The 26351-nt window shown below is 60.2% G+C and carries 26 protein-coding genes; 12 read left to right on the forward strand and 14 right to left on the reverse strand.

Features of this window, described 5'->3' with window-relative positions:
* Positions 1-14 precede the first annotated feature (14 nt).
* Positions 15-1193: a Tet(A)/Tet(B)/Tet(C) family tetracycline efflux MFS transporter gene (gene tet / locus AC1DNW_RS24495; RefSeq protein WP_113311704.1), complete on the forward strand. Its 1179-nt coding sequence runs from the start codon at positions 15-17 to the stop codon at positions 1191-1193.
* 55 nt (positions 1194-1248) lie between these two features.
* Here the strand turns inward: tet and AC1DNW_RS24500 are convergent, their stop codons facing one another.
* Entirely contained in the window at positions 1249-2067 is an 819-nt protein-coding gene (locus tag AC1DNW_RS24500) for a sugar phosphate isomerase/epimerase family protein (RefSeq protein ID WP_477854615.1), read from the reverse strand.
* A gap of 285 nt (positions 2068-2352) precedes the next feature.
* Here AC1DNW_RS24500 and AC1DNW_RS24505 point away from each other — a divergent pair, with 285 nt between their 5' ends.
* Complete coding sequence (locus AC1DNW_RS24505) at positions 2353-2817, forward strand: cupin domain-containing protein (protein ID WP_113311702.1); 465 nt, start codon at positions 2353-2355, stop codon at positions 2815-2817.
* A 53-nt stretch (positions 2818-2870) separates the two neighbouring features.
* On the opposite strand, the gene AC1DNW_RS24510 is transcribed toward AC1DNW_RS24505, so the two are convergent.
* A complete protein-coding gene (locus AC1DNW_RS24510) occupies positions 2871-3191 on the reverse strand; it encodes a hypothetical protein (RefSeq protein WP_477854616.1) in 321 nt (106 codons plus the stop codon).
* A gap of 111 nt (positions 3192-3302) precedes the next feature.
* Here AC1DNW_RS24510 and AC1DNW_RS24515 point away from each other — a divergent pair, with 111 nt between their 5' ends.
* From AC1DNW_RS24515 to AC1DNW_RS24530, 4 genes are all read left to right on the forward strand, one after another.
* Positions 3303-4709 carry a hypothetical protein gene (locus tag AC1DNW_RS24515; protein ID WP_477854617.1) on the forward strand — a complete coding sequence of 469 codons (1407 nt, stop codon included), beginning with the start codon at positions 3303-3305 and terminating at the stop codon, positions 4707-4709.
* A gap of 442 nt (positions 4710-5151) precedes the next feature.
* Positions 5152-6711 (forward strand): TerC family protein, encoded by a 1560-nt coding sequence (locus AC1DNW_RS24520; RefSeq protein ID WP_113311700.1) that lies wholly within the window; start codon positions 5152-5154, stop codon positions 6709-6711.
* 16 nt (positions 6712-6727) lie between these two features.
* Entirely contained in the window at positions 6728-7498 is a 771-nt protein-coding gene (gene tam / locus AC1DNW_RS24525; RefSeq protein ID WP_113311699.1) for a trans-aconitate 2-methyltransferase, read from the forward strand.
* Between the two features lie 220 nt (positions 7499-7718).
* Positions 7719-8426 carry a hypothetical protein gene (locus AC1DNW_RS24530; protein WP_113311698.1) on the forward strand — a complete coding sequence of 236 codons (708 nt, stop codon included), beginning with the start codon at positions 7719-7721 and terminating at the stop codon, positions 8424-8426.
* Between the two features lie 59 nt (positions 8427-8485).
* Here the strand turns inward: AC1DNW_RS24530 and AC1DNW_RS24535 are convergent, their stop codons facing one another.
* Complete coding sequence (locus AC1DNW_RS24535) at positions 8486-9103, reverse strand: LysE family transporter (RefSeq protein ID WP_113300253.1); 618 nt, start codon at positions 9101-9103, stop codon at positions 8486-8488.
* Positions 9104-9249: 146 nt separating this feature from the next.
* Here AC1DNW_RS24535 and zwf point away from each other — a divergent pair, with 146 nt between their 5' ends.
* Positions 9250-10758, forward strand: a complete 1509-nt coding sequence (zwf, locus tag AC1DNW_RS24540; RefSeq protein ID WP_113300252.1) for a glucose-6-phosphate dehydrogenase — start codon at positions 9250-9252, stop codon at positions 10756-10758.
* Between the two features lie 33 nt (positions 10759-10791).
* Here the strand turns inward: zwf and AC1DNW_RS24545 are convergent, their stop codons facing one another.
* From AC1DNW_RS24545 to AC1DNW_RS24565, 5 genes are all read right to left on the reverse strand, one after another.
* Positions 10792-11079 carry a hypothetical protein gene (locus tag AC1DNW_RS24545; RefSeq protein WP_113311748.1) on the reverse strand — a complete coding sequence of 96 codons (288 nt, stop codon included), beginning with the start codon at positions 11077-11079 and terminating at the stop codon, positions 10792-10794.
* 251 nt (positions 11080-11330) lie between these two features.
* Positions 11331-13496, reverse strand: coding sequence for a TonB-dependent receptor family protein (locus AC1DNW_RS24550; RefSeq protein WP_477854618.1), 2166 nt, complete (start codon positions 13494-13496; stop codon positions 11331-11333).
* A gap of 345 nt (positions 13497-13841) precedes the next feature.
* The gene (locus tag AC1DNW_RS24555) at positions 13842-14720 is read right to left on the reverse strand and encodes a MurR/RpiR family transcriptional regulator (protein WP_113311695.1); all 879 of its coding nucleotides are present in this window, start codon (positions 14718-14720) and stop codon (positions 13842-13844) included.
* Positions 14721-14802: 82 nt separating this feature from the next.
* Positions 14803-16161: a metallophosphoesterase gene (locus tag AC1DNW_RS24560; RefSeq protein ID WP_113311694.1), complete on the reverse strand. Its 1359-nt coding sequence runs from the start codon at positions 16159-16161 to the stop codon at positions 14803-14805.
* An 86-nt stretch (positions 16162-16247) separates the two neighbouring features.
* Positions 16248-16643: a hypothetical protein gene (locus AC1DNW_RS24565; RefSeq protein WP_113311693.1), complete on the reverse strand. Its 396-nt coding sequence runs from the start codon at positions 16641-16643 to the stop codon at positions 16248-16250.
* Positions 16644-16876: 233 nt separating this feature from the next.
* Between AC1DNW_RS24565 and AC1DNW_RS24570 the strand changes: the two genes are divergently transcribed.
* Entirely contained in the window at positions 16877-18442 is a 1566-nt protein-coding gene (locus AC1DNW_RS24570; RefSeq protein ID WP_113300246.1) for a helicase HerA-like C-terminal domain-containing protein, read from the forward strand.
* A 13-nt stretch (positions 18443-18455) separates the two neighbouring features.
* Here AC1DNW_RS24570 and AC1DNW_RS24575 read toward each other — a convergent pair whose 3' ends face one another.
* The 3 genes from AC1DNW_RS24575 to AC1DNW_RS24585 all read right to left on the reverse strand — a co-directional run bounded on the left by AC1DNW_RS24575 (position 18456) and on the right by AC1DNW_RS24585 (position 20381).
* A complete protein-coding gene (locus AC1DNW_RS24575; protein ID WP_113311692.1) occupies positions 18456-18758 on the reverse strand; it encodes an alkylphosphonate utilization protein in 303 nt (100 codons plus the stop codon).
* 114 nt (positions 18759-18872) lie between these two features.
* Positions 18873-19439 (reverse strand): metal-dependent hydrolase, encoded by a 567-nt coding sequence (locus tag AC1DNW_RS24580; protein WP_113311691.1) that lies wholly within the window; start codon positions 19437-19439, stop codon positions 18873-18875.
* Between the two features lie 30 nt (positions 19440-19469).
* The gene (locus AC1DNW_RS24585) at positions 19470-20381 is read right to left on the reverse strand and encodes a GNAT family N-acetyltransferase (protein ID WP_477854619.1); all 912 of its coding nucleotides are present in this window, start codon (positions 20379-20381) and stop codon (positions 19470-19472) included.
* Between AC1DNW_RS24585 and AC1DNW_RS24590 the strand changes: the two genes are divergently transcribed.
* On the forward strand, positions 20380-21906 hold the full coding sequence (locus AC1DNW_RS24590) for an ABC-F family ATP-binding cassette domain-containing protein (RefSeq protein WP_477854620.1): 1527 nt from the start codon (positions 20380-20382) through the stop codon (positions 21904-21906). The genes AC1DNW_RS24585 and AC1DNW_RS24590 overlap by 2 nt on opposite strands.
* Before the next feature lie 286 nt (positions 21907-22192).
* Here the strand turns inward: AC1DNW_RS24590 and AC1DNW_RS24595 are convergent, their stop codons facing one another.
* From AC1DNW_RS24595 to AC1DNW_RS24605, 3 genes are all read right to left on the reverse strand, one after another.
* Entirely contained in the window at positions 22193-22969 is a 777-nt protein-coding gene (locus AC1DNW_RS24595; RefSeq protein ID WP_113312141.1) for a VOC family protein, read from the reverse strand.
* A 111-nt stretch (positions 22970-23080) separates the two neighbouring features.
* Positions 23081-23545, reverse strand: a complete 465-nt coding sequence (locus AC1DNW_RS24600) for a DUF1579 domain-containing protein (RefSeq protein WP_113300240.1) — start codon at positions 23543-23545, stop codon at positions 23081-23083.
* A gap of 33 nt (positions 23546-23578) precedes the next feature.
* Positions 23579-24322: a DUF899 domain-containing protein gene (locus AC1DNW_RS24605; protein ID WP_113312140.1), complete on the reverse strand. Its 744-nt coding sequence runs from the start codon at positions 24320-24322 to the stop codon at positions 23579-23581.
* A gap of 90 nt (positions 24323-24412) precedes the next feature.
* On the opposite strand from AC1DNW_RS24605, the gene AC1DNW_RS24610 reads away from it, so the two are divergent.
* The 3 genes from AC1DNW_RS24610 (at position 24413) to AC1DNW_RS24620 (ending at position 26342) form a co-directional block, all read left to right on the forward strand.
* The gene (locus AC1DNW_RS24610; protein ID WP_113312139.1) at positions 24413-24859 is read left to right on the forward strand and encodes a MarR family winged helix-turn-helix transcriptional regulator; all 447 of its coding nucleotides are present in this window, start codon (positions 24413-24415) and stop codon (positions 24857-24859) included.
* A 111-nt stretch (positions 24860-24970) separates the two neighbouring features.
* Positions 24971-25378 (forward strand): MerR family transcriptional regulator, encoded by a 408-nt coding sequence (locus AC1DNW_RS24615; RefSeq protein ID WP_113509697.1) that lies wholly within the window; start codon positions 24971-24973, stop codon positions 25376-25378.
* Complete coding sequence (locus AC1DNW_RS24620; protein ID WP_477854626.1) at positions 25347-26342, forward strand: aldo/keto reductase; 996 nt, start codon at positions 25347-25349, stop codon at positions 26340-26342. The genes AC1DNW_RS24615 and AC1DNW_RS24620 overlap by 32 nt, the downstream gene beginning before the upstream one ends.
* Positions 26343-26351 lie beyond the last annotated feature (9 nt).

Here is a 26351-nt window from a genome sequence, read left to right on the forward strand (position 1 = left end):
TTTCAGCCGATCCGATGAAAAAAGCGCTAGTCGTCGTCTATGCCACCGTAATCCTCGATGCCGCCGGCATTGGCCTGACCCTGCCGATCTTTCCGCGGCTGCTTCAGGATGTCGGCCATACCGACGATCTCGGATGGCGATTCGGCGCCTTCCTGGCCCTCTATGCGCTGATGCAGTTCATTTTCTCGCCGGTGCTCGGCTCGTTGTCGGACCGCTTCGGCCGCAAGCCGATCCTGATGCTATCGCTCGGTGGCGCGGCGATCGACTACGTGTTCATGGCCGCAGCGCCGTCGCTGTGGCTGCTCTTCATCGGCCGGGCGATCGCCGGCATTACGGGCGCCAGCAATGCGGTGGCCGCGGCATGCGTGACCGATATCACCGACGATGCGGAGCGCACGCGCCGCTTCGGCCAGCTCAGCGCCTGCTTCGGCATCGGCTTCATTGCCGGGCCGGCGATCGGTGGCGTGCTCGGAGAGTTCTCCGTGCGCCTACCCTTCATCGCCGCTGCCGCGCTCAATGCCGCCAACCTGCTGATGGCGCTATTCTTGCTGCCGGAGACGCGTAGATCTGGCACGGCTGCGGAGAAACAGGAGTTTTCGCCGCTTGCCCATTTCCGCTGGCTAATGGGCTACCGGCTGCTGCTGCCGCTTGCCGGCGCCTATTTCATTCTGGCGCTCGTCGGCGAAGTCGGCGGCACGATCTGGGTTCTCTACGGGCAGGACAAGTTTTCCTGGTCGCCGATGATGATCGGCATCTCGCTTGCCGCCTTCGGCTTCTTCCATGCCATCGTGCAGGCCTTCATCGCCGGGCCGATCAGCGAAAGATGGGGCGAGCACCGGACGCTCTTGATCGGCATCGTCGCCGACAGTGCGGCCTATATCATCATCGCGCTTTTGACGGAGGGATGGATGGCATTCCTGCTGATGCCGCTCTTCTGCCTCGGCGGTATCGGTGCGCCGGCCCTGCAATCTCTGGTGACGGCGCGCGTCGACGGCAATCATCAGGGACGTGTACAGGGATTGCTCGCGAGCACGACGAGCCTTGCCTCGATTATCGGGCCACTGGCGATCAGCACGATCTATTTCGCTTCGCGGGATATCTTTCCGGGGCTTGTCTGGGTGCTGGGCGCGGGTTTCTACGTGCTCTGCCTGCCGGTCGCCTTCACCCGCCGGCCGAAGGATGCCACGGCCTGAAAGTGGATGGCGGCGAGATAATCATCCCGCCGCCTGTTCCGATTACTTGATGCTGTTATTGGGCGACGCCGATCGAGGCGAGGTATTCGGCCGAAGCGATGATCTTCGACTTGTCCTTGATCTCGATGATCAGGCGCGGATTGCTTTCGACCTTGGCAAGCGCTGCGAAAACCGCACGCCAGTTGACGGTGCCCTCGCCGAGCGCCCAGTGTCGGTCGGCATAACCGTCGGCATCCTGCAGATGGACGTGGCCGAGGCGGTTGCCGGCGGCGTGAACGTAATAATCGACCGGCGGAGCGCCGGTATAGCCGTGAGCGTAATGCGCATGGCCRGTGTCGATGGAGACAGCGACTGCCGGCGAGTTGAAGCTTTCCGCCAAGGCTACGCGGATATGCGGATCCTTGTCTTCGATGTTCTCGATGACAAGGGTGCAGCCGATTTCCTCGGCGCGCTTCACCGCCTCGCGCATCGTCTGATGGCAATATTCAACGATCTTTTCGCGTTCGCCCTCGTTATTGTCGAGGTTGTTGTAGCTCCAGGTCGTGTAGGGGCTATGGACGACCATGTGCGTGCCGCCGATCGCAGCGCAGACATCGAGGCCCTGCAGCATGCGGCGGGAGACGACGGCGCGGATATCCGGATCCTGCGAGGCGATGATGAAGCCCCAGAACGGGCCATGGATGCCGACGCGGCCMTTGTAGCCGTCGAGCAGCTTCTTGACGTGATMGGCACGCGGCGTCCAGTCGCCGTTCAGCACCTCTGCATTGACGAAGCTCTGCAGCTCGAGATCGCGGGACTTTTCGAAGAGCCAGTCACGATGGTTTTCGAGTTCGTCGATCGTCATGGCTGCGCCGACGACGGGAAGTGAAGACATGGGGTTGCTCCGCTGATGGTATGGCCTGATTGGCGGGGAAGGATCGGCGCGTTCTATGCGCCTCTTCTGTGTCGCCGATATTACAGGCCGGTATCCCAGAAACAGCGGCTGCCAACCTGTCGCACTTGCGAAGCGGGAAGGCCATACCGATATGATCGTCGTCGGTTTCAGGGCTCGAGAGCGCGCAAAAGCCACCTCCGCTCGCCCTTCCCTGATTTTACGGCGGTTGCCAAAACGGCCGCAAAGGTCTATCGGACCGCCCCGCAAGAACAAGAAAGTGACATCATGTCCAACTCATTTGTGAAAACAGATGCCCGGACGGAGGCAAAGAGCTTCTTCGTGCTGGGCGACAAGGTCGAGCGACGGGCTCGCCTCACAGGCAACTGGCTCAACATCTTCGACGTGACGGTGGAGCCCCGCGGCAAGACGCCGCGCCACGCCCATGCAAGCCCGGAAGTCTTCCGGATCATCGAGGGTACGCTGACGATCTGGCGGCTCACAGATACCGGGCCGGAAGAGATCGAAGCGAGCGAAGGCGACATCGTCACCATCGCGCCCTTCATGGTGCATGGCTATTCCAACAACGGAACCGTCCCCGCGGTCTTTTCGGCTATCGTCGATCACGACATGGCCGAATTCATCGAGACCGAGGGTGTCACCGAACAGCCGCAGGACAGCCCGTCGCCGGAAACGGTGGCTCGTATGCGGGCGGCCGCAAACGCCCATGGGATCACGATCCTGGCGGCGTAGGTCGCATGCGCCGCAGCTGCAGGCAAAGAGATCGTCGAGGCATCACGCCGGCGTTAAACACATTCCCCATTTGACGACCCAACCGCTGCTTTCAATATTGCGCGCAGCAGTTGATGCGCTAGCATATACTTCGCCGTGGTTGGGGATTTGTAATCGTGTTTCTGCGCAGTGTCGTTTTTGGGTTTTTCGCATTCCTTACCTCGTTCGGAAACGCATGCGCAGACATTACAATAGAGCGTGTGCCGATTGATAATTCCGTTCCAGTTCTCCTCCTCAAAGGTGAATTTAGCAAATCCGACAATCCAGAACTGCTTGCCCGCGAAGTTGCGGCAAGCGGAGCCAGAGTAATCACCTTCGACAGTAATGGCGGCCACGTTCTCTCTGCGATGGCCTATGGGAGAATGATCCGCTCGCTAGGATTATCAACTCTGCAGCTCCGGTCCTCATAATGTGCCTCTGCCTGTGCGCTGGCGTTTGTCGGCGGCGTGAACCGCGAAGCGGACCCAGGCGCGATCGGCGTCCACCAGTCTTCCTTCTCGCCAGAAAGCAATATCGAAGGCAATGCCGCCGTCGCCGCGGTTCAGGCGATGACCGCAGAGATCATGACATACCTCATCGAGATGGATGTCGATCCCAAGCTGCTCCAGCTTAGCTTATCGGTTCCCAGCGATGACATGCGATATCTCACTGCAAAAGAAATGCAGAACTACAAGGTCACTTGGGGCAGCCTGCCCGCCCTGCCGGAGCGGGCGGCATCGCCCGGAGCTGCTCCGACCACCGTCCCGCCCTCGGCAAATGCTGAATTCGCTCCACTGACGATAGAGCAGAGGGCCCTCGTCTTTGTTACTGCCTACTACAGCGCATGGTCCCACGGGAACGCCGAAGCGGTTGTTTTTATGGAGGAGGCTTACGCCGATACAGTGGACTTTTATGGGAAGCCGACCCCCAAGGCGGTCGTTATCGGTGAAAAGCGGGACTTCGCATCAGGGTGGCCGATCCGGGCCTATAGTATAAAACCCGGGTCGGCGCGGATAACCTGCTCCGAGACCTGCAGGATAGACGGCGTCGTTGATTGGTACGCAAAGCGCGATGTGGGTGACCGCGTATCTTCGGGAACGGCGGAATTCTCTCTGGTTTGGGACCAGAGGGCCGGAACTATTATCTCGGAGACGGGCAAAGTCATAGAGACCRACAAGGGCGCGTCCCAACCCATTCGCCTGATATCGCAATGGCAAGAGCAGAATACTACGTGCCGAGGCGGCAGCGGGGATTCTGCTGAGACGCTGGCCGCTTGTAACAAGCGCGAGGCCATCGGGACGAAGCTCCAGGCTGTGGGCTGGTGTTATGGCCGTGAAGGCGAGTACGGGTATCAGATGGAGTGGCATGCTTGCGACGTCGCATCATCTCAAGAAAACGGAGCGGTCGCCGCAACGTCTGCGGCAACTAAGGTCAAGCGGCCAAACGCATCCGACTTCCCAATTCAAAGCCGGTTTACCGGAAAGACAGTGTTGCCGGACTTCAAAGGGCGTGACCGAGACTTCAACAATTTCAGAACACGCATCCGCGAGGGAATGCGCGAAGGACCGAATTTTGCCGGACGCTACACGCTTATTCAGATTGGTTGCGGTACCGGGTGCTCCTTCGTCATAGTCGCCAACAACCAGACAGGCCGCCCGGGATCTTTCCCTCGTGGTGGCGAAGACAACCTGTATTTGAATTTGGAATATAGCCGGGACAGCCGCCTTGTTGCCACTCAGTGGCTGAATTACGATGTCAATAAATGTTTCGTCGAATTCTTCGACTTCGACGGCAATACGTGGAAGCCCATCAGCAAGACTGAGATCGGCGACACCGAAGTCTGTTACAAGCCGATAGAGGAAAACCTTCGCTGAACTTACCGATTCATGTCGAGGGTCGGAAATCTCGAAGCGTCGACGCGGTGATCCGACTGTCGCCTGATCGGGTCGGCCCTTGCGGCCGATCCCTCTCCTCTGAAAACTGTCATAGAACGGCCCTATAAGGATTTTGCCCGGCGCCTCTTGCGCCGGATACGTTTCATCGACAGAATTGCGGCATGCCTGACAACGACCCTTCCAGTACCAATCCCGCCTCAACCAGCCGGGAGATTCCGGCCGACGATGGCGGAGATTACTGTTGTAGCAAGCGCGTTTCTTCCCGCTTCGGTTCAGGCATATCAAGGCTGCGCAGGGCGCGGCTCATCTCCAGGCTATCGCAACAGATCAAGCTCCCGATGTCGTCGACATCGGGCCGGTCGCCTATTGTTTTCATCTCAGAGGAGCGGCCCTTTATGACAGCGGCCGCATTTAACACCTGATGTTCTTCGACTGGATATCCGACCCTTCCGCCTGGGTTGGTCTGGCCACGCTTATCGTGCTCGAGATCGTTCTCGGCATCGACAATCTCGTCTTCATCGCGATCCTCGCCGACAAGCTGCCGCCGCATCAGCGCGACAAGGCGCGGCTCGTCGGCCTCGCGCTCGCGCTCGTCATCCGCATGGGGCTGCTTGCCTCCATTGCCTGGGTGGTGACGCTGACGACGCCGCTCTTCTCCATTCTGGGTTTCGACCTTTCGGGGCGCGACGTCATCCTGATCGTCGGCGGCCTCTTCCTGCTCTTCAAGGGTACGATGGAGCTGCATGAGCGGCTGGAAGGCCATGTCGAGCATGACGACAAGAAGATCATCCATGCCGTCTTCTGGCAGGTGATCGTGCAGATCGTCGTGCTGGATGCGATCTTCTCGCTCGACAGCGTCATCACCGCCGTCGGCATGGTGCAGCATCTGCCGGTCATGATGATCGCCGTCATCATCGCCGTCGGGGTCATGCTGCTCTTGTCGAAGCCGCTCACCTCTTTCGTCGGCAAGCACCCGACCGTCGTCATCCTTTGCCTCGGCTTCCTGATGATGATCGGCTTCTCGCTGATCATCGAAGGCTTTGGCGTCCACCTGCCGAAGGGCTATCTCTACGCGGCGATCGGCTTCTCGGTGACCATTGAGGCGCTGAATCAGCTCGCGCGCCACAACCGCGAGCGGCTGATCACCCCGACCAACATCCGCGAGCGTACCGCCGATGCCGTGCTCGGCCTGCTCGGCGGCAAGCGCCCGCAGGTGACGCTCGGCTCGACCGCCGAACTGATCGGCGAGCAGACGGCAGAGGAGGATGTCTTCTCGTCGGAGGAAAAGGACATGATCCAGGGCGTTCTGGCGCTTGCCGGGCGGCCGGCGAAATCGATCATGACACCGCGCATCGACGTCGAGTGGCTGGACCTCGATGCGCCGGCGGAGGAACTGCAGCACCGGATCGTCGAGCTTGGCCATTCGCGCTTTCCCGTCGGTCGCGGCAGTCTCGACAAATTCATTGGTGTGGCAAGCGCCCGCGACCTGATGCGCGATATCATCCAGGAGGGCGCAATCAATCCGGAGCGTTCCATTCGCCAGCCACTTGTGGTGCATGAAAGCCTCAGCGCCCTGAAACTCATGGAACTGCTGCGTCAGTCCGGTCAGGCAATCGCCATCATCCTCGACGAGTATGGCGATCTGGAAGGCATCGTGACGACGACCGACATTCTGGAGGCGATCGCCGGGGAATTCCCCGACGAAGACGAGGAGAAGCTGACCATCGAGCGCGGTGGTGACGGCGCGCTGACGGTGGATGGCTGGATCGACATCCGCCACGCTTCCAAGCTGCTCGATGACGACCTCGTTGACGATGCCGACCGCTATTCGACACTGGCTGGCTTCATCCTCTGGCGTCTCGGGCATCTGCCGCATGAAGGCGAGGCCTTCACCGCCGGCGATCTGGCCTTCGAGGTGGTCAAGCTCGATGGCCGCAACATCGACAAAGTTCGCATCCGCCGCGTCGAGGACGTGGCCTGATATCAGGAGAAAAACGATGGCATGGTCAGCCAGCCAATATGTGAAATTCGAGGATGAACGCACCCGCCCGGCGCGCGACCTGCTGGCGCAGGTGCCGTTGACGGAGCTTCGCCACGCGGTCGATCTCGGCTGCGGGCCGGGCAATTCGACCGAGCTGATCATCGATCGTTACGGCGCGCAGAATGTATCCGGCCTCGACAGCGACCTGAACATGCTGGAGGCGGCACGCAAGCGCCTGCCGGGCACGGCTTTCGTCGAAGCCGACCTTTCCATCTGGCAGCCCTCCGAACCGGCAGACCTGCTGTTTGCCAACGCCGTCTTCCAGTGGCTGCCCAACCATCTCGACATCTTCGACCGGTTGATGGACGGACTGGCACCGGGTGGCGTGCTTGCCGTGCAGATGCCAGATAATCTCGGCGAGCCGAGCCATCTGATGATGGAGGAAACGGCACATGCCGGTTCATGGAAGGCCGCCTTCGAGAAGAAGAGCGCTCGTCGCAACATGCTGCCGCCGCCATCGACCTATTACAGCCGGCTGATCGCCAAGTCTTCCCGCGTCGACATCTGGCACACGATCTACAATCATCCGATGGACAATGCCGCTGCGATCGTCGAATGGGTCAAGGCAACGGGCCTGCGCCCCTATCTCGACCATGCCGGTGAAGAGCATCGCGAGGCATTTCTCGCCGACTATCTCGAACGCATCGACCGGGTCTATCCGAAGGCAGCCGATGGCAAGGTGCTGCTCAAGTTCCCGCGGCTCTTCATGGTGGCCGTAAAGGCCTGACCGGGAAGCCCCAGCATTTTTAGCGCCGGCAGCGATCTGCGTGATTGCTGCCGGCGAAGCTTTCTCAGCCATCCGCAAGCCACACGCAAAGTTTGAAGTATAGCGGTTCGTCCTGGGGTTTCTCAATCCAGACGTGCTTTCGCGATGTTACCGACATCGATCGCTATCCATTAAACGCCTTTGCGCCATCATGTGCGGGGCCTGACAAAGAGATTTTGAGATGGTTTCTTCTGTTTCCAACATCCGGCTGCAGACAGCGCAGATAGCCTTGCAGGTGATCAAGAGCGGCTCCTCCGACAGCAGTTCCAGCAGCTCGACCGATCATGACTATTCCAGCCTTCCCTCGCAGTCCCGCTCGGCGCTGTCGGTCATGCTCGACAAGATCAACTCCGGCAAGACGGGGTCCACGGACGCATCCGGCAACACCACCGCCAGCACCGATATCACCACCGCCTCCTTCATGGCGCTGCTGCGCCAGAACATGACGGCTGCGGCAGATGCCAAGGGCCCCGGCAGCCAGGAAGCCGCCATGCTTGCCGCCTTCAAGAAGGGCCAGCTGACGGTCACCGATCCGACCCAGGGCGTTTCCATCAAGGCCTGGGACGTGACCGATCCCAAGGAAGCCGATGTCGACCAGAAGAAGGGCACCGACATCAAGACCGACGACTGGAATAACTTCCTGCGCGACCATCTGCAGCGCGACTCCCATGCGCGCCTCGTCAGAAGCGAAAACGGCAGCTTCATCGAGAAAGGCACCGGCAACGAGGTCTATTTCGGCCAGGTCGGCACGCAGAATTATTACATCACCTGGCCGGTAAAGACCGAGACGGAGGCGGCCAGCGGCACAGGTGACAAGCCCGCGACTGACACATCTGCATCCAAGCCGGCCACCGACACGACCACGGACAAGCCTGCCACCAAGGCGTAAGCCATCCATCATCGTAAGAGGGCCATTGCGGAAAGACCTTCCGCAATGGCCTTTTCATGTCAGGCTCCCAAAAGCTCGATCAGCGACAAGATCGCGGTCGCGAGAATAACGAGGCCAAAGCAGATGTTGAGCACCCGTTCGCTCGACGGCTCCATTTGCACTTTGCCGAGAACAACGCCGAGCCACAGCCAGAAAATATCGACGACGATCATGACGAGGACGCAGAGTGCCCATTTGGCCTGCATGTCCAGCGCGCCATCCTGCGAGAGCCGGTATGCGGCGAAAAGAGAGGCGAAGGCGATATAGGCCTTGGGATTGGTGAGGCCAAGCACGACACCGCCGGCGATGGTCGGCGAGGCTTGCCGCCGTGTGGCCGAGAGATCGGCGCCGACTGGCGCAGAGGCGATCTTCCAGGACAGCCAGACGAGATAGAGGGTGGCAGCGACCGTCATCACCAGCATTGCCAGTGGGATTGCCTCAATCAACGATAGCAGGCCGGCGGCGGCCGCGGCGGCGGCAACGGCCAAACCGATCTGCAGACCGAGATAGAAACGCAGGCCCGTCACCATCCCGTGGAGACGTCCAATCGCCAGAAGGGCAGCGATGGCAGGGCCCGGCGAACCGAGAAGCGCCAAGGCGGCCATGACGAAGAAGCCTGCACTGACGAGATCGATCATAGAGCCCTCAATCACATAATGATATCTGTATATCTTTATGTGATTTCGACGTGGTGTCAAACGCTTGTTATCGTTGAACCGCAAGGTGCTTGCGGCGCAGCCGGAGCGCTTTATATTCGGCCGGACAATCCAGCAGGAGATGGCACATGGACGCTCACCCCACCCCGCCCGTCACTCTCGTCATCTTCGGCGCCACAGGCGACCTGACACGGCGACTGCTGGTTCCGGCCATCATCAACCTCACGCGCAGTCGCCTTGTCGGCAAGGACCTAGACATTCTCGGCGTCGGCATCGAGCCCGGTGACGACGAGTTCCTGCGCCAGCGGCTCGACGCTTTTCTCAGCCATCTCGAGGGCGATGAAGCGACTGACAAGGATGAAGCCTGGGAGAGCCTGCGGTCGCGGATTTCCTATCTGCAGGGTGATTTCACCAAAGACGACATCTTCCTCGAAATCGGCAAGCGCCTTGGCAAGACCTGCAATGCCGCCTTCTATCTCGCCGTGCCGCCGACCTTCTTCGGGCCGATCGTCGAGAAACTTGCCGGTCTCGGGCTGATGAACGAGAGCGAGGGCTGCTTCCGCCGTGTAGCGATCGAAAAGCCCTTCGGTACTGACCTTGCCTCGGCCCGTGCCTTGAACGAGCGCATCCTCGCTCAGGTCGAAGAAAGCCAAGTCTACCGGCTCGACCATTTCCTCGGCAAGGAAACGGTGCAGAATCTGATGACGGCGCGCTTCGCCAACATGATGATCGAGTCACTGTGGAACAACCGCTATATCGACCACGTTCAGATCACTGCTTCCGAGATCGTCGATGTCGGCACGCGCGGCAAGTTCTACGATGCGACCGGCGCGTTGCGCGACATGATCCCCAACCACCTGTTCCAGCTTCTGGCGATGATCGCCATGGAGCCGCCGAACAGTTTCGATGCCGAAGCGATCCGCAACGAGAAGAGCAAGGTGCTCAAGGCGTTGCGCGTCTATACACCGGAAGAAGCCAAGGCGAATGGCGTGCGTGGCGCCTATACCGCGGGTCCGCTCAATGGCAACGACCTGCCCGCTTATCGCGAGACAAAGGACGTTTCGCCTGACAGTAAGACCGAGACCTATGTGGCCTTGAAGCTTTATGCCGATACCTGGCGCTGGGCCGGCGTCCCCTTCTATCTGCGCACCGGCAAGGCGATGACGGCGCGCGATACGGAAATCGTCATCACCTTCCAGCGCGTTCCTTTCGCGCAGTTCCGTGAAACGGAAGCCAACCGCCACCTGCCGCCGAACAGGCTGGTCATTCAGGTTCAGCCAGACGAAGGCATGAGCATGGAGATCTCCATCAAGTCGCCGGGGCAATCGGTCGATACCGTGCCGGTGTCTCTCGATTTCCGCTATGCCGACAAGTTCGATATCGGCAAGACGACCGGTTACGAATCCCTGCTCTATGATCTGTTTATCGGCGACCAGACACTGTTCCAGCGCGCCGACGGCATCGAGGCCGGCTGGGCCGCCGTTCAGCCCTTTCTGGAAGAGTGGGCAAAGGATGACCGTATCCCGGACCCCTACGCTCCCGGCAGCATGGGACCCACTTGCGCCGACGAGCTTATTCAGCGCGACGGCCGCGAGTGGCATGAACTGGGCGTGATCCTGCACAGGGACGGCAAATAGCCATTCCTGCTTCTTTCATTCTATACTATCCCGTCAGCGGCACGCTGCTGTCAACGTGCCGTCGCGTTCGGCCGTGCGGTAGGCGCGCGTGCCGTGCCGCGGGCAATCCGTCCGGTCGGACGGAATGACGACGGTGATATTGTCGCTCTCGACGGGATCGAGCGGAATCGAAAAAGTATTACTTGATTCCGCGTCCGGCACCGTGCCGGGCGGCATGCCGCCGAAGCGGCCGGAATAGTCCATATCACCGAGGGCCTGGGAAAAGGCCGGAGCGGCGAACCCGAGGAGAATGATCGAGGCTGCTGCAATAACCGTACGCATGATCATATTCCTTCTTATCTGGCCGATATGAAACGGGATTTGGGTATCCATCGTTCCAGCCGATCCKGCCGTCGGTGAAAAGATCCGGCATCATCTAATCTAGGAAAGGTTAGCGCTGATTTCCATCCGGCGAATGGATTGATCAGACCATTAAAGCGTGTCGCGATCTTTCAGATTCGCTTGCCACGCTTTAGGCTCTTGTTTTCGCATGTCGTTACCGCAAAACCGCTGCACACTTTTGCGCGACATGCTTAGAAGGCGATTGATGCGTTGACGAAGAATGTGCGCGGCTGGCCCACGAACTTGCCGCCATTATTGTCCGTCGAGCGGGTGAAATATTCCTTGTCGAACAGGTTCTTCACGCCCAAGGCGAGTTGCGGCGCATTCTTCCTGTCTTCCGGCTGATAGGCGACGCGCAGGTTGACGGTGCCGTAGCCGGGAATATCGCCTAGGCGGCCCGTCGCATCCTCTTCCGTCACATAGGTCGCGCCGGCATCGGCAGATCCCGGCGAATGCTGCTTTGACTGCGCCTGCAGGTCGGCATTGAAGATCCAGTCGTCGTAGCGGTAACGCGCGCCGAGCGAGGCGACCTGACGCGAATAGAACGGCAGGTCGCGGCCTTCGAAGGCGCCGGCCTGATAGGTCGCTTCCGTATAGGTATAGCTTGCAGACAGCGACAGGCCGTCGAGCGCCGGCACGACATCGCCGATATCGTAGTTGATGGCGGACTCGATGCCGCGGTGGCGGGTGGCGCCGAGATCGGTCCAGATGCCTTCGCCGACGATTGTACGGCCGAGATAAAGCTCCTTGTCGAAATCGATATTGAACGCCGTCAGCTCGGCATTCCAGTTGTCGCCTTCATAATGCAGGCCGATTTCGTAGGTCGTTGCCTTCTCCGGATGCAGGCCGTCGGTGGTGGAGGCAAGCTGGCTATATTGCTGCGGGCCGAAGGAGACGCCGACATTGCCGAAGACGGTCAGCTCGTTGGTGAGCCGGTAGGAAGCCGACAATGTCGGCAGGGCTTCGTTCGCCTCGACCGAGGGAGAGATCGCGCTGGTGACTGCGCCGCTGGTGGCGAAATTCACGACATCGTTGTGCGTGCTGATCATCTCATAGCGAATGCCTGGTGTGATGGTCCAATCACCGATCTCGATCTTGTCGTCGATGTAGAAGGCATGCGCGATCGTGCCGCCGTCGCTCGTCTGATAGGTCGGTGCGGCACGCGTGGTCGGATTGATGCCCGAAGCCCTGTTATAAAAAGCCGAGCGGGCGGCGACTTCAGAGCTTTCCTCCCAGAGATAACGATAGCCGACCGTCACTTCCTGGGTAATGCCGCCGAGCTCGATCAGGCGCGAATAGCGCGGCTCGATGCCGAAATAGCTGTAGCTGCGCGGGGCCGAGGTCAGGCGGTAGAGGCCGGCGCTGGCGCCCGTACMCTGCTGCTCGACATTGCTGGTGCGGAAGGAATCCACATAATAGGTCAGCACTTCGAAATTGTTGTCGCCGTCATCATGCTGGTAGCGCAGCGAGATATCGTTGCGGCGGCCGCTGAAATCATCATAGCGACGGGTGGACTGATAGGGATCGGCATCATATTGGGCGCTCGTCAGGCCACCGGGCATCTTGCCCTCACCCTCGTAGTGGTGGAACTGGATGCCGAGCTTGTCCGTATCTGAGAACTCGTAGCTGCCCTTGGCGATGATATCGTCGATATCGGTGCGGTCGTTGGCGTCGCGATAACCCTCGCCATGGATGCCGGAATAGAGGATCGCAGCGCCGAGCCCGTCATCATTCGTGCCGCCGATCAGGAAGTTCGGGGTCGCCTTCACGTGGCCGTTGTTACCGGCGATCTCTGCGCCCGAGGAGAAGCGTGCGGTGAAATCCTCCGGGATCGGATGGGTGACGAAATTGATGATGCCGCCGACATTCTGCGGTCCGTAGCGCACGGAACCTGCGCCACGGACGACGTCGATCGTTTCGACGTTGCCGAGTGTCAGCGGGAAGAGCGAAAGCTGCGGCTGGCCATAAGGCGCATAGGCCAGCGGAATGCCATCCATCAGCACGGTGGAGCGCGGCGAAAGGCGCGAAGTCAGGCCGCGCACGCCGAGGTTCAGCGACACATCGCTGCCGCCCGTGCCGTTGGCCTCCTGTACCTGAACACCGGGGATCTGATTCAGCGCATCGCGAATATCCTGTGCGCCACGCTCTTCGAACTGCTCGCGATCCAGGATCGTGCGGGCGCCCGGATGTTTCAGCACCTTGTCCTCGTTCGGCTCCTCCAGCCAGTTGCCGGTGATCTTGATCGTTTCGAGCTGGGTCACACCGCTGGCAGCTTCCTGTGCGAGTGTCGATGTAGCGGAGGCCAGAAGGGCGACGGTGAGAGCGAGATGCTTTCCTTGGAATTTGGGGGCAAACATGGGGATTTTCCGTAGGCGTTTGAAAAGGAGAATTTCGACAACAGGCCGCCTTGCCGGAAATGCCGGGCATTCCAGTGCAAGTGACGGTTTTTATTGAAGGATTATCTGATATTAGCCGCTCGGCGGGCGCCGGTGTCTGGGCACGGTCTCATAGGCGAAAGGACGGCGTATCGCCGTCTTGCTGCAATTGAACAGGCACGTCATGCGATAACCCCGACAGTCGACGCCGCTCACGACGTCAATGTCGCGTTCACTACAATATTGTAGTGCGCATTTCAATAAACATAACTCTATTCCTCATGTTTATTTTCATGCGCCGGGAATGCCGAGAATTTGCCGGGAAACTCAATCGTTCCTGAGTGCCTGATCCCGCAGGTCGGCGAGCCGGCGCTTGGCATCCGTCGCCCGCTGCTGGTTGCGGACCGCGACTCCATAAACAAGGAGATCGGCGATGACGATGGCGCCGATGCTCCAGCTTGCAAGCCTGGAGGGCGCGCCGATGCAGGTCAAAACGGCCGAAACCTTATCGGCATATGTCGCGCGCAGTTGCACGCCGCAGACCAGAACGATCTTGCAGCCGATATCCTGGATCTGCCGGACGATGAGCTTGAGTTCAGCGGTCTCGCGCACGGCATGGAACATGACGATGACATCAGAAGGCCTGACATCGATCAGCTCATTGGCAAGCGTAAAGCCCGACGCCCCGGAACAGCGGGTCCGCACGCCGGCGCGGCTGAGAGCAATCGCGCAATGGCGTGCTTCGACCTCGGCGGTGCCCATGCCGATGCACCAGACAGTGTCGGCCTCCTCGATGACCGAAATGGCAGAGGCGAGCATTGCGCCGTCGATCTGCTCCTCGGTGGAGCTCAGCACTTCGCGGGCGGTCGCAAACATCTGCCCGGCAACCTTTTCCAGATCGTCACCGGTTGCGCGAAAGCGCTGCTCCAGACGCTCACTGGTGGAAATGGTGCGCGCCATGACCCGGCCCGATACCCGCTTCAGCTCCGGCAGGCCGGTAAAACCCAGACGCTTGGCAGTCCTGATGACCGTCGCATCGCTGGTGCCGGTCTCGGCGGCGATCTCCTCGGCGCTGCGAAAAATCAGCACGTCGATCGGCATCTTCACCAGATGCTCCGCCACGGCCAGCTCTGAACGGCTCAGTTTGGTCCTGTGCTGCTCGAAATGCTCTCTCAGCACCGATGACGATCGATCGCTTCCGTTCATCCGCCCTTCCCTAGATGATATTCAGAAAGGCCGAATAACCGACTTTAGAGCTGAGAGGAACAGGAAACCACCCGTGTCTTCCTCAACCTGCAATATGCAGGTTCAGGCTTTCCCCCATGAACGGCCGATCACCCTCACCTTTCTGGCCATGACCGACGCTCCAGCGAGACGGCCAGACAAGGCGCTCGAATCCTGTCGAGGCAATTGCTTCAGAGGACGACCAGGCCTCGCTGCCTGTCCCGCGCCAGAGCACCCCACCTGGCCCCATGCCGCTATGCAGGAGGAGTTGAAGAGTGAAATCCTCGCCGGGTGGCAGGTCTGGGCCAAAGAAATAGTAGGGGCTTCGGCCGGGATCGCGGCCGAGGATGAGCGTCAGTTGTTGCTGCCTGCCACGCAGGCCAAGCCATAGCGGTGCCAGCCCTTTTTCGCCGAAAGCCGAAAAGATCGTCTGCTGCGATGCGCAGGGCTCAGGCGCCGTCCGGCCACCCAGGCGGAATTCGACGATACGGTCCGTGCCCACCGGGCCCGACCAGCGCGCTTCGCTTATCCCGTAAACAATGCCATGCCATTTGTCCTCGCCCGCAGGCATAGGAGGCCATTGCAGGCGTTCGCGTACCGTGCCTTCAGTATCGAGAACCTGATAGCGCAAGCCATCCTCATCGAGCGCTGCCTGGATGCAATGGAGATATTCGACGCCTTCCGGCATCCGGTGCGCCGTGCCGGCACCCGCCGTGCAGATCTGCAGCACGCCGCGATGGGCCTGGACATCGAAGGCCAGAATATGGCTGCAGCAATAGGCAAAGACGCCGGCCTCTACGAGAATATCCCAGAAGCGCTCGGTATATTCATGGCCGATCTCGCGCTGATAGGCGCCGGCGTAACCATTGACCGGAAAGACCGGGTGATGGCCGAGCACCAGCTTGTAGCGGGCATCGGCATGCGCCTTCAGCGTCGCTTCCAGCCACTCCGTTTCAACATGACCTTCGCCGCCGAGACCGCTGCATAGCGTATGGACGAAGACCATGAGCAGATCGCCGCGGCGAACCCAATAGGCCAGCCCCTCCTGCCCCGCCGGTCCGTTTGCCGGAAGGCCGAGCGTGCCGCGAAAGATTGCCTCGCTCATCTCGTCATAGGTCGTGTGGTTACCGGTCGTGTGCCACATCGGAATTTTGGTGCGGTCGAGCCAGGCCATCTCGACATCAAGCCAATGCCGCCATTGGGCATGCAACGAGGCTTCATCCGCCGTCAGGCCTATGATCTCATCGCCGGGAAAGAGAATGAATTGCGGCTGCGGTTCAAGCCTGCGCAGGACGGCATTCACCGATGCAAAGGTCCGCTCGTGCAGGGCGCCGGCAACGCCCGAGCAGGAATCGCCATAGAGCACGAATTGATGGCCGGCAGCCTTTGGCAGCAGCGCTTTGATGGAGGATGCGTCGGTCATAAAAACACACGAAAATGAAAGATGGAAAAGCTTTAAAAACAAAACCCCCGGACGGAGCCGGGGGCTTATCGAAATGATGGATCGTCCTAGACGAACTGGCTGAGGCCTGGCACGGAGGCGACCACCTGGTCGACCACATCGTCGCCGGCATGTTGCCTGGCAATGGCGATGGTTTCCTTGGCGAGCGAGGTGATCTCGCTCATGCCGAGGCCTTCGCTCATCAGCTGCTGGCCGAGGCCCATGATGCCGCCACCGCCGAGCGCGCCCATCAGGCCGCCGAGCAGACCGCCGCCACCGCCGGAGCCTTCGCCGTTGAACTGGGCAACGAGTTCGGTGGCGCCGGGGATCTTTTCGATCATCTCGGCGACCGGGCCGTCGGCCGCTTCGCGCTGCAGGAAGCCGAGCATCATGCCGAGCGCTTTTTCGGCCAGATCAGGCGCAATACCCACGCGATTGGCGATTTCAGTCACAATCTCATTCATCGTCTGCCTCCTGTTTTGACGTTAACGTCAACGTCAACGTAATCGAATCGAGGCGGCAACTCAAGCGGCTCTCTTTGCGGTATCCGCTTCTGCTTTTCCTTTTAACGCAGACAGTTGTCCGTCTCCCGTCGCCTGCTTATAACAGAGAAACGATATTTGCATGAATGTGCGAAAAGAGGATCCTCGCATATTCTGGAACTGAGCTGCGGCATCGACCGAGGAGACATTTTTACATGCTCGAGGACGGCAAGATTTTCATCGGCGCAAGCCGCAATCCTGATGACAGCATCAACAAGGGCGAATATCTCGACCTCAAATTCGGCAATCGCCACGGGCTCGTGACCGGCGCCACCGGCACCGGCAAGACGGTGACGCTGCAGGTGCTGGCGGAGGGCTTTGCGAGGGCCGGCGTGCCGGTTTTCGCCGCCGACATCAAGGGCGACCTTTCGGGTATCGCCGCCAAGGGCGAGCCGAAGGATTTTCTCACCACGCGCGCCGAGCAGATCGGCTTTACCGATTATGAATTCGAGCAGTTTCCGGTCATCTTCTGGGATCTCTTCGGCGAGAAAGGCCACCGGGTTCGCACGACCGTCGCCGAGATGGGGCCGTTGCTCTTGGCCCGCCTGATGGATGCCTCCGAGCCGCAAGAAGGCGTCATCAATATCGCCTTCAAGATCGCCGACAAGGCCGGCCTGCCGCTGCTCGATCTCAAGGATTTCACGGCGCTGCTCAACTACATGGGCGAAAATGCCTCCGAGCTTTCCAACCAGTTCGGCCTGATTTCCAAGGCTTCCGTCGGCTCGATCCAGCGCGCACTTCTCGTGTTGGAGCAGCAGGGGGCCGAGCATTTCTTCGGTGAGCCGGCGCTGAAGATTTCCGACATCATGCGCACCTCGAACAATGGCTACGGGCAGATCTCGGTGCTTGCCGCCGACAAGCTGATGATGAACCCGCGCCTCTACGCCACCTTTCTGCTGTGGCTGCTCTCCGAGCTTTTCGAAGAGCTGCCGGAGGTTGGCGATCCCGACAAGCCGAAGCTGGTCTTCTTCTTCGATGAGGCTCATCTGCTCTTCAACGACGCGCCGAAGGTGCTGACCGAGCGCGTCGAGCAGGTGGTGCGCCTCATCCGCTCCAAGGGGGTCGGCGTCTATTTCGTGACGCAGAACCCGCTCGACGTGCCGGAAACGGTGCTCGCCCAGCTCGGCAACCGCCTGCAGCATGCGTTGCGCGCCTATTCGCCGCGCGAGCAGAAGGCGGTGAAGACGGCGGCCGATACCTTCCGCCCCAATCCGGCCTTCGACTGCGCGACCGTCATCACCAATCTCGGCACCGGCGAGGCGCTCGTCTCCACGCTCGAAGCCAAGGGGGCACCTTCGATCGTCGAACGCACGCTGATCCGGCCGCCGTCAGGCCGCGTCGGACCTGTGAACGATGCCGAGCGCCAGCAGATCATGGACCATAGCCCCGTGCTCGGCGTCTATGACGAGGATGTCGACCGCGAATCTGCTTTCGAGTTGCTCGCAGCACGTGCCAAGAAAGCCGCCGATTCCGAGGCTGCCAAGCGGGCGCAGGAAGAGGCCCCGGCGCCGCAGGAGGGCAGCACGACCTCCGGCTGGACGCTGCCCGGCTTCGGCGGCAGCGATGACGACAAGCCTACAGATCGCGGCCAATCACGCGGCCGCTCCGGTTACCAGCGCGAAACAGTCGTGGAAGCAGCCATGAAGAGTGTGGCGCGTACGGTGGCCACCCAGGTCGGCCGGGCGCTGGTGCGGGGCATATTGGGAAGCCTGAAGCGGTAGCAGATAGGTCAGGTCAGCGCTTGCGGACGAATTCCGTCCGCAAGACGAGGCCCTTGATCGTATCGTGACGGCAGTCGATCTCTTCCGGATTATCCGTCAGACGGATGGAACGKATGACCGTGCCCTGCTTCAAGGTCTGGTTGGCGCCCTTTACCTTGAGATCCTTGATCAACGTGACGGAATCGCCGTCCTTCAACACGTTTCCGGCGGCGTCGCGAACCTCGGACGCAGCCTGTGCAGCTGCGGCCATTTCGGAAGCCGGGCGCCATTCGCCCGTCGCCTCGTCATAAACATATTCGTCGTCACCACCCGCCATTGCATTCGCCCTCGATCAGGAATTTCCTCAGTCCATCGACGGCCGCTTATAACGATCACACGATGCTGTGCAACTAGTGTGGCAAACAGCCAGGCGAAATGCATCCGGCTGGGATCAGGGCGCGTTCCGGCCTTTGCGATAACCGCTAACTTGCGCGCCATGTTCCGGAATGGGGCCGGTGGGCAGATGTCGGCGACACGGCGGCCATATGCGACGGCGCATCAGGAACAGTGCGAGCGCCGAAAGGCAGATGGAAATTTCCAGCAGGAATGTCCAATGGAGCAGGAAGCTGATGATCCAGTTGGAATGGGTTGCCGTTACTCGAACTAGCTCAAATTCACGGAACGAAAAAGGAGCCAACCAATAGAGCGGTGCCGCGACCGTATCCATGACCATGTGCAGCATGGCGGCTGCGAAGAAGACGCAACCTGCCGGAAGCCAGGCCGGGCGCAGCCACTTCAGGAGCGGCAGGATCAGGATCGCCGAGACAAGCCAGAAGAGCGGCCAATGCGTGATATAGGCATGATGATGGATCTTGCCGCCCGACGCGTAGAAATAGGCCATGTCAAAATCCGGCGCGACACTGCCGATCAGAGCCGCCGCGATGATGGCAGGGGACGACGCTCTGCGTCGCGCGGCAGTTCCAAGAATATAGCCTGCCGGCAGATGGGCGATGAGCATGCCGCCTCCCTTGAAAATATCCTGACATCGCTAGGCAGCGATTGTGTCGGGATCAAAGCGGCCGCGACATGAAGACTTCGGTGTGGCTGATTTCGGCAGGCACGGTGTGAAACGGGGGCAGTGGACGAAACCGAAGGCTTCGTAGAGGGAGAGTGCGCTCTTCAAATAGGCGGCTGTATTGACGAGCATGGTGGTGCGTTTGCTCATCTTCTTCGCTTCGTCGAACACCCGCTGCATCAGCACATTGCCGATGCCCCGGCCGCGAAAGGCGGGATCCACGTAGAATTTGTGGATCTCCATGGCGTCGGCCTCGAATGGTGCGAGCGCGATGCAGCCTGCCGGTGCTCCCTCCCATCTGGCGAGAAACATCATCGCTTCGTTGGAACTGTATTTCCGGGCGAGGCTTTCATGATTTTCGCCGTGGAAAAGCGTCATGACGATCTCGGCAGGAACGCCATGATCACGCCCCATCTCAACATCCAGGGCACCGAGCGCCTCGCAGAAGCCGGCGGCAACCACGAAATCCTCTGTACTGCCTGCCCTCGAAATGGAAATCATCCCGCGTCCCCCAATCCCGGATGATGATGACCTTTCATACCATCTGAGCGTGTTTACTGCTATMATGATCCCTTGTTTCCAACCGCGAGCAATGGTATTTCCGTCTTGAAATCGAGAAAGAAAGGAGGGCCGCGCGTGAATATGTATTTCCGGCATCATCGCCAGCGTGGCCCAGTCAACGCCCTGCAGATGCGTTTGCAGGGCTGACCAGAGACCGTTTCTCGCAAATCTCTTCCTGGTCCGCCCCTTGTGGCACTGCTGCACCTCAATGCCCGCCATTCGAGCTGCAAGCATTTCATAATCCGCCAAGCAAAACGCGCTTTTCCGTTGATGGCTGAAGCCCCGGATAGGTGCGATCGATTGGCAAGACCAGGATACGATCATGACCCTCATCAATATCCGCAATCTCGGTATCGTGCTGTCGGCGCCGCTGTTTTCGAAGCTCAATCTCGTCGTCAATGCCGGCGACCGGATTGGCCTCGTGGCCGCGAACGGACKCGGCAAATCCACGCTGTTGCGGCTCATGACCGCGACGCTGGAGCCGACCGAAGGCGAGATCACCAAGGCGCGCGGGCTGACCATCGGCCATGTGGAGCAGAATGTGTCGCCGGCCCTTCTCGACGCCACTTTCCGTGACGCTGTGCTTCTGGCCCTTCCGCCTGAGCAGGCCGAAAGCGAGAGCTGGCGCGCCGACGTCGTGCTGGAATCGCTCGAAGTGCCGGAGGAGCTGCGCGAGCGACCGCTAAAACAGCTCAGCGGCGGATGGCAGCGGCTGGCGCTGATCGCCCGCACATGGGTGAACGAGCCGGACGTGCTGCTGCTCGACGAGCCGACCAACCATCTCGATCTCGAAAAGATCGCGCGGCTGGAAGGCTGGCTGAACGCATTGCCGCGGGACACGCCCGTTATCATCTGCAGCCACGACCGTGCCTTTCTCGATGCGACCACCAACCGGACACTCTTCCTGCGGCCAGAGCAATCGCCTGTCTTCTCCCTGCCCTACAGCCGGGCGCGCACCGCGCTCGACGAGGCGGATGCTTCCGATGCGCGGCGATACGAAAAGGACATGAAGACGGTCGAGCAGCTTCGCAAACAGGCGGCGAAGCTCAACAATATCGGCATCAATTCCGGCAGCGATCTGCTGGTCGTGAAGACGAAGCAACTGAAGCAGCGTGCCGAGAAGCTGGAGGAGGCCACCAAACCTGCCCATCTCGAACGTTCGGCAGGCGCAATCCGCCTCGCCAATCGCGGCACGCATGCCAAGGTTCTTGTCACACTTGAGGACGCGGAGGTCACCACGCCTGACGGCACGCTACTCTTTCGCACGGGAAAGCAGTTCATCTGCCAAGGCGACCGCATCGTGCTGCTCGGCCTCAACGGCGCCGGGAAGTCGCGGCTGGTCTCCATGCTGCGGGCTGCGATCGCCGAGCCGGAAACGGCAAAGGCGGGCATCAAGGCGACGCCCTCGCTTGTGCTCGGTTATGGCGACCAGCTGCTTGCCGATCTCAGCGATGCGGATACGCCGCTGCAGACGATCATCCGCCGCTTCGATGTCGGCGACCAACGGGCGCGCTCGCTGCTTGCCGGTGCCGGCATGACGATCGAGATGCAGGGCAAGCCGGTGAAGCTGCTCTCCGGCGGGCAGAAGGCACGGCTCGGCATGCTGGTGCTGCGGCTGACGCAGCCGAATTTCTACCTGCTGGACGAACCCACCAACCACCTCGACATCGAGGGGCAGGAAGCGCTGGAAGGCGAGTTGATGGCGCAGGAGGCGAGCTGCCTGCTCGTCTCTCACGATCGTAGCTTTGTGCGGGCGGTGGGCAACCGCTTCTGGCTGATCGAGCGGAAGAAACTGGTGGAAGTGGAAAGCCCGGAAGGGTTCTTTGCGAGTGTGGGTGGGGCGGGATAACTGGGCTTGGAGACGGGTTTTCGTCTTCTGGTGTGCCGTGTGGCCCCCTCATCCGCCCTTCGGGCACCTTCTCCCCGCTGGGGAGAAGGGTTATGCCGCCCGCCTTTGCCCCAGGCACCGGGCTGAACTAGGTAAGCCCTCTCCACGAGTCTCTTCTCCCCAGCGGGGAGAAGGTGCCGGCAGGCGGATGAGGGGGCCACACAGCACACCCTTCCCTGCCCTCGTTCCTGTATTCGTTACAGAAACGAGGAAGCACGCGAGATGCGTGCCTCCATTAACACAACACCTACCGCTTGCCCGCCGATAGGCAGAAATAGGCGCCTTGCGGATCTATCGCCTGACAGACCCAGCCGCCGGGGACCTCCATAGGGCCGTTGACGACCTTGCCGCCGCCGGCATTGACGCGCTCGATCGCGGCGTCGAGTGTCGGCACTGTGAAGTAATAGGACCAGAAGGCCATGCCGACTTCCGGCGGACGGGTCATCATGCCGCCGGTCTGTTTTCCTTGCGCGGCAAAAATGTGGTAGATGCCCATCGGCCCCATGTCGAAGTCCTGATCCTTCGTCCAGCCGAAGCGCTTGGAATAGAAGTCGAAGGCCTTGGCGCCGTCATTGGCGTAGAGCTCGCGCCAGCCGACATGGCCGGGCGTGTCGTAAGGCAGTTCCGGCGGCGGATTTTCCATCGGCAGCGGCGTCATGATGCAGAGCACTGCTCCATCAGGATCGGCTACGACGGCAAAGCGGCCTATGCCTGGAATATCCGCCGGCTGGCGGCGGACGGTACCGCCGTTTGCCGAGAAGTCGCGTGCCGATTGATCAGTATTGTCTACGGCGACATAACCGGTCCAGTTCGGCGGAATGCCCTGCCCTTCCAGCTCTGCCGGAAAGGGCATCATGCCGGCGACCCTGACGCCGTTTGCTTCGAAGATGGTGTATTCCGGCTGGTCTGCCGCCGGCATTTTACCCGACGTCCAGCCCACGACCGAGCCGTAGAATTTCGCCGCCGCATCCGGATCCGGCGTCATCAGTTCGCACCATATGAACTTGCCATGCGTATTGGACATCGTGTCCTCCTCGGTCCACGCTTGAGTTCTGTCTCTTGTTTTCAAGCAATTCCGGACGCAAAACCGCTCTCGCACTCTTGCTGGAATTGGCCTTGATGTGCCCCGGCGATTTCAGCCCTTGCGGGTATATTTGACTTCCATGAACTGCTTCCAGGTGCCGTCAGCTTCCTTGACGCTCGATGTGAAGGTTCTGACGTTGTCGTCGAGAAAGGCGATCTGCTCGCGATAGTCGGCAAGGCCATCGCCTTCGAAAGCCAGGCCCCTGGTGTAGAGCGACAGAACGTTACCCGGGGGCTCGATCTCGCCCTCATAGGTCCACATGTAGTCCATCATCGAGCCGATCCAGCTGCCGACATATTTGCTTTTACTCGAGTCGTAGCCGAGGGTAAGGATCGTCGTTGCCTGCTTGCCGTCGCTCATTTCACCGGCCCCTTCGGCAATGAACCAGATACCTTGCAGGGAGCGCACGGTCTCGTCCCAAGGCTTATCTCCGGTCATGTCTGAAGCGGCGACGGTCCAATCACCCACCATTCTTTCCAGGAAAGCATGCTCCTTCAGCACTTCTGCAGTCTTCATCGTCCTTCTCCTCCGGATGATGGTTGGCTGGGTCTAGTGACAGCAGGATGAAGCTTGGGTGGCTTTCTCATATTCGTCGTGACGCTTCACGAAATCCATGGTCGAATCTTCGTTGCGACCCTTGGGGGCATGATCCAGGATCATCAATGTTCCAAGGATTTCCTCCGCGCCTCGGGCATAGCTCGAATAGGTATGGAACACTTCGCCCTTCTCATTTTTGTAGAAGGCCGAAAGTCCGGGCAGTTCATCATTGGCGTCAGCGGGTGCTATCGGAGAGAAATTATAAAAGACCTTGTCTTTGGCAAGATCCTCGGGCGTGAAAGATACGTGATAATCGAAGTTGAAATCGCTGCCGAAGGACGAAACCCAGGGGAAATTCCAGCCCATGCGCTTTTTATAGGCCTCGATCTTGGCGAGCGGCGCGCGGGCTACGGAAACGAGTGTCACGTCGTGATGGTTGAGGTGGGGCAGCGTGCCATCGAGATGATCGCCGAGGAATGAGCAGCCGGGGCAACCGGCCTCCCATTCGGGGCCGAACATGAAGTGGTAGACCATCAGCTGGCTGCGGCCATCGAAAAGGTCGGCGAGCGATTTCGGCCCCTGCAGCGTGTCGAACGTATAGTCCTTGTCGACCTTCACCCAGGGCAAAGCCATGCGTTCGGCATTCACCTTGTCTCTCAGATGGGTCGCCTCTTTCTCTCTCAAGAGCAAAGCTCGGCGAGCTTCAAGCCACTCCTCGCGGGAAACGACGGGATTTTGAGTCACCTTGTTCAACATGATCTGCGCCCTCCTCCGGCGCTGCCGGCATTTTCCGGCAGATAGTCTCCTCTTCTTGACTAAATAGATTGATATCAATAGAAATAGATCATGTCAAACCCGATCGCGATTCCTTTTTCCACGACGCTTCTGGTGCGGGACACGTGCCTGTGCCTGCATGTGCAGCGCGCCGCACGTGCGCTTGCTAGGCTGTTCGATGATGCGCTGCGGCCTGTCGGCCTGACCAACGGCCAATTCTCCCTGCTGATGTCCCTCAACCGGCCGGAGCCGCCGCCGATGGGGCCGGTCGCAAGCCTGCTCGCCATGGACCAGACGACGCTGACGGCGGCGTTGAAGCCGCTGCAGCGCAAGGGATTTGTCAATGTGGTGCCGAACCCGAGAGACCGGCGCGGTCGCCTCCTCTGCCTGACGGATGATGGGCGGGCTGCGCTGCAGAAGGCGCTGCCGATATGGGAGAACACGCATGCGACACTGGAAGCGAAGCTGCCAAATGGCGATGCGGATGGACTGAGGCGAGACCTGCAGTTTCTCGCGTGATCTTACAAAGCTCGKGATAAGACGGCTGTAAATCAGCTGCAAAAAGCCTCTTGACTTAGAGTGCGCTCGAAGCCGTAGCTTCCTTGGCGTCGTGACGAGAACAGGTGTCTCATGAAGATCAGTGACCTCGCAAAACGCTGCGGTCTGTCGGCTCATACGCTACGTTACTACGAGCGTATCGGCCTGCTCCCCTATGCCGACCGCGACAGATCCGGACAACGCGACTACGACGCTTCAATCCTTTCCTGGATCGAGTTTCTCGGCCGTCTGAAGACGACCGGAATGCCGATCCGCGACATGCTGCTTTATGCAAAGCTTGCCGGTCGCGGGAAAGCAACGTTCAGCGAGCGTCGCGAGATGCTTAGGGAGCATCGTGAGCGTGTCCGGGCCCATGTGGCMGATCTCGAAACCTGCCTTCGCGTCCTCGACGGCAAAATCGCCTCCTACGAAGAGGCAGATGAAAGGATGAGAGATGACAAACGGAACGTTGCAGACACGCCGGCTCGGGCAAGGACTTGAGGTCGGATCGATCGGACTCGGCTGCATGGGTATGAGCTKGGCCTATGGCGCGACCGCCGCCGACAGGGGCGAGGCGATCGCCACGATCCACCATGCGCTTGATCGTGGCGTAACCCTGCTTGATACGGCCGATAGCTATGGCCCGCACACCAACGAGGAACTCGTGGGGGAGGCGATCAAGGACCGGCGCGACCAAGTGGTGCTGGCAACCAAGTTCGGCATCGTGCGCGCAGCTGGAGCGATACCAGGCGTCAGCGCCCAGACGGCCAACGGACGGCCCGAATATGCAAAAGCATCCTGCGAAGGGTCTCTATGGCGGCTCGGCGTCGACCATATCGATCTCTACTATCTCCACCGTGTCGATCCCGATACGCCGATTGAAGAGACAGTGGGTGCGATGAAGGAGCTCGTCGAAGCCGGCAAGGTCAGACATATCGGCCTGTCGGAAGCCCGCGCTGACACAATCCGCCGGGCACACGCCGTACATCCCATTACCGCCGTTCAAAGCGAATATTCACCATGGTCGCGCGATCCGGAAGACGGCGTGTTGCAGACGCTTCGTGAACTCGGGATTGGGCTTGTGGCCTATTCKCCGCTCGGACGCGGCTTCCTGTCCGGCGCGATCAAGTCCGTCGATGAACTCGCGCCCGATGACTACAGGCGGACCTCGCCGTGGTTCATGGGTGACAATTTCAGGCGCAATCTCGAACTCGTCGCCGTGTTCGAAGAGATTGCGCGCCGCAAGGGCGCTACACCGGCGCAACTGGCTCTCGCGTCGGTGATGGTTCAGGGCGAAAATATCGTGCCCATTCCCGGCACCCGCCGCCGCGCGCGACTGGACGAGAATCTTGGAGCGGCTGGCGTTGATCTTACACCTGGAGATATCGAGGAAATCGCCAGGGCCCTGCCCCGCGCCGTCGGAGATCGCTACGGCGAAATCGGCATGCGGACGCTCAACGGATAAACATCCGGA

Source organism: Rhizobium sp. 05L429 (assembly GCF_056397645.1).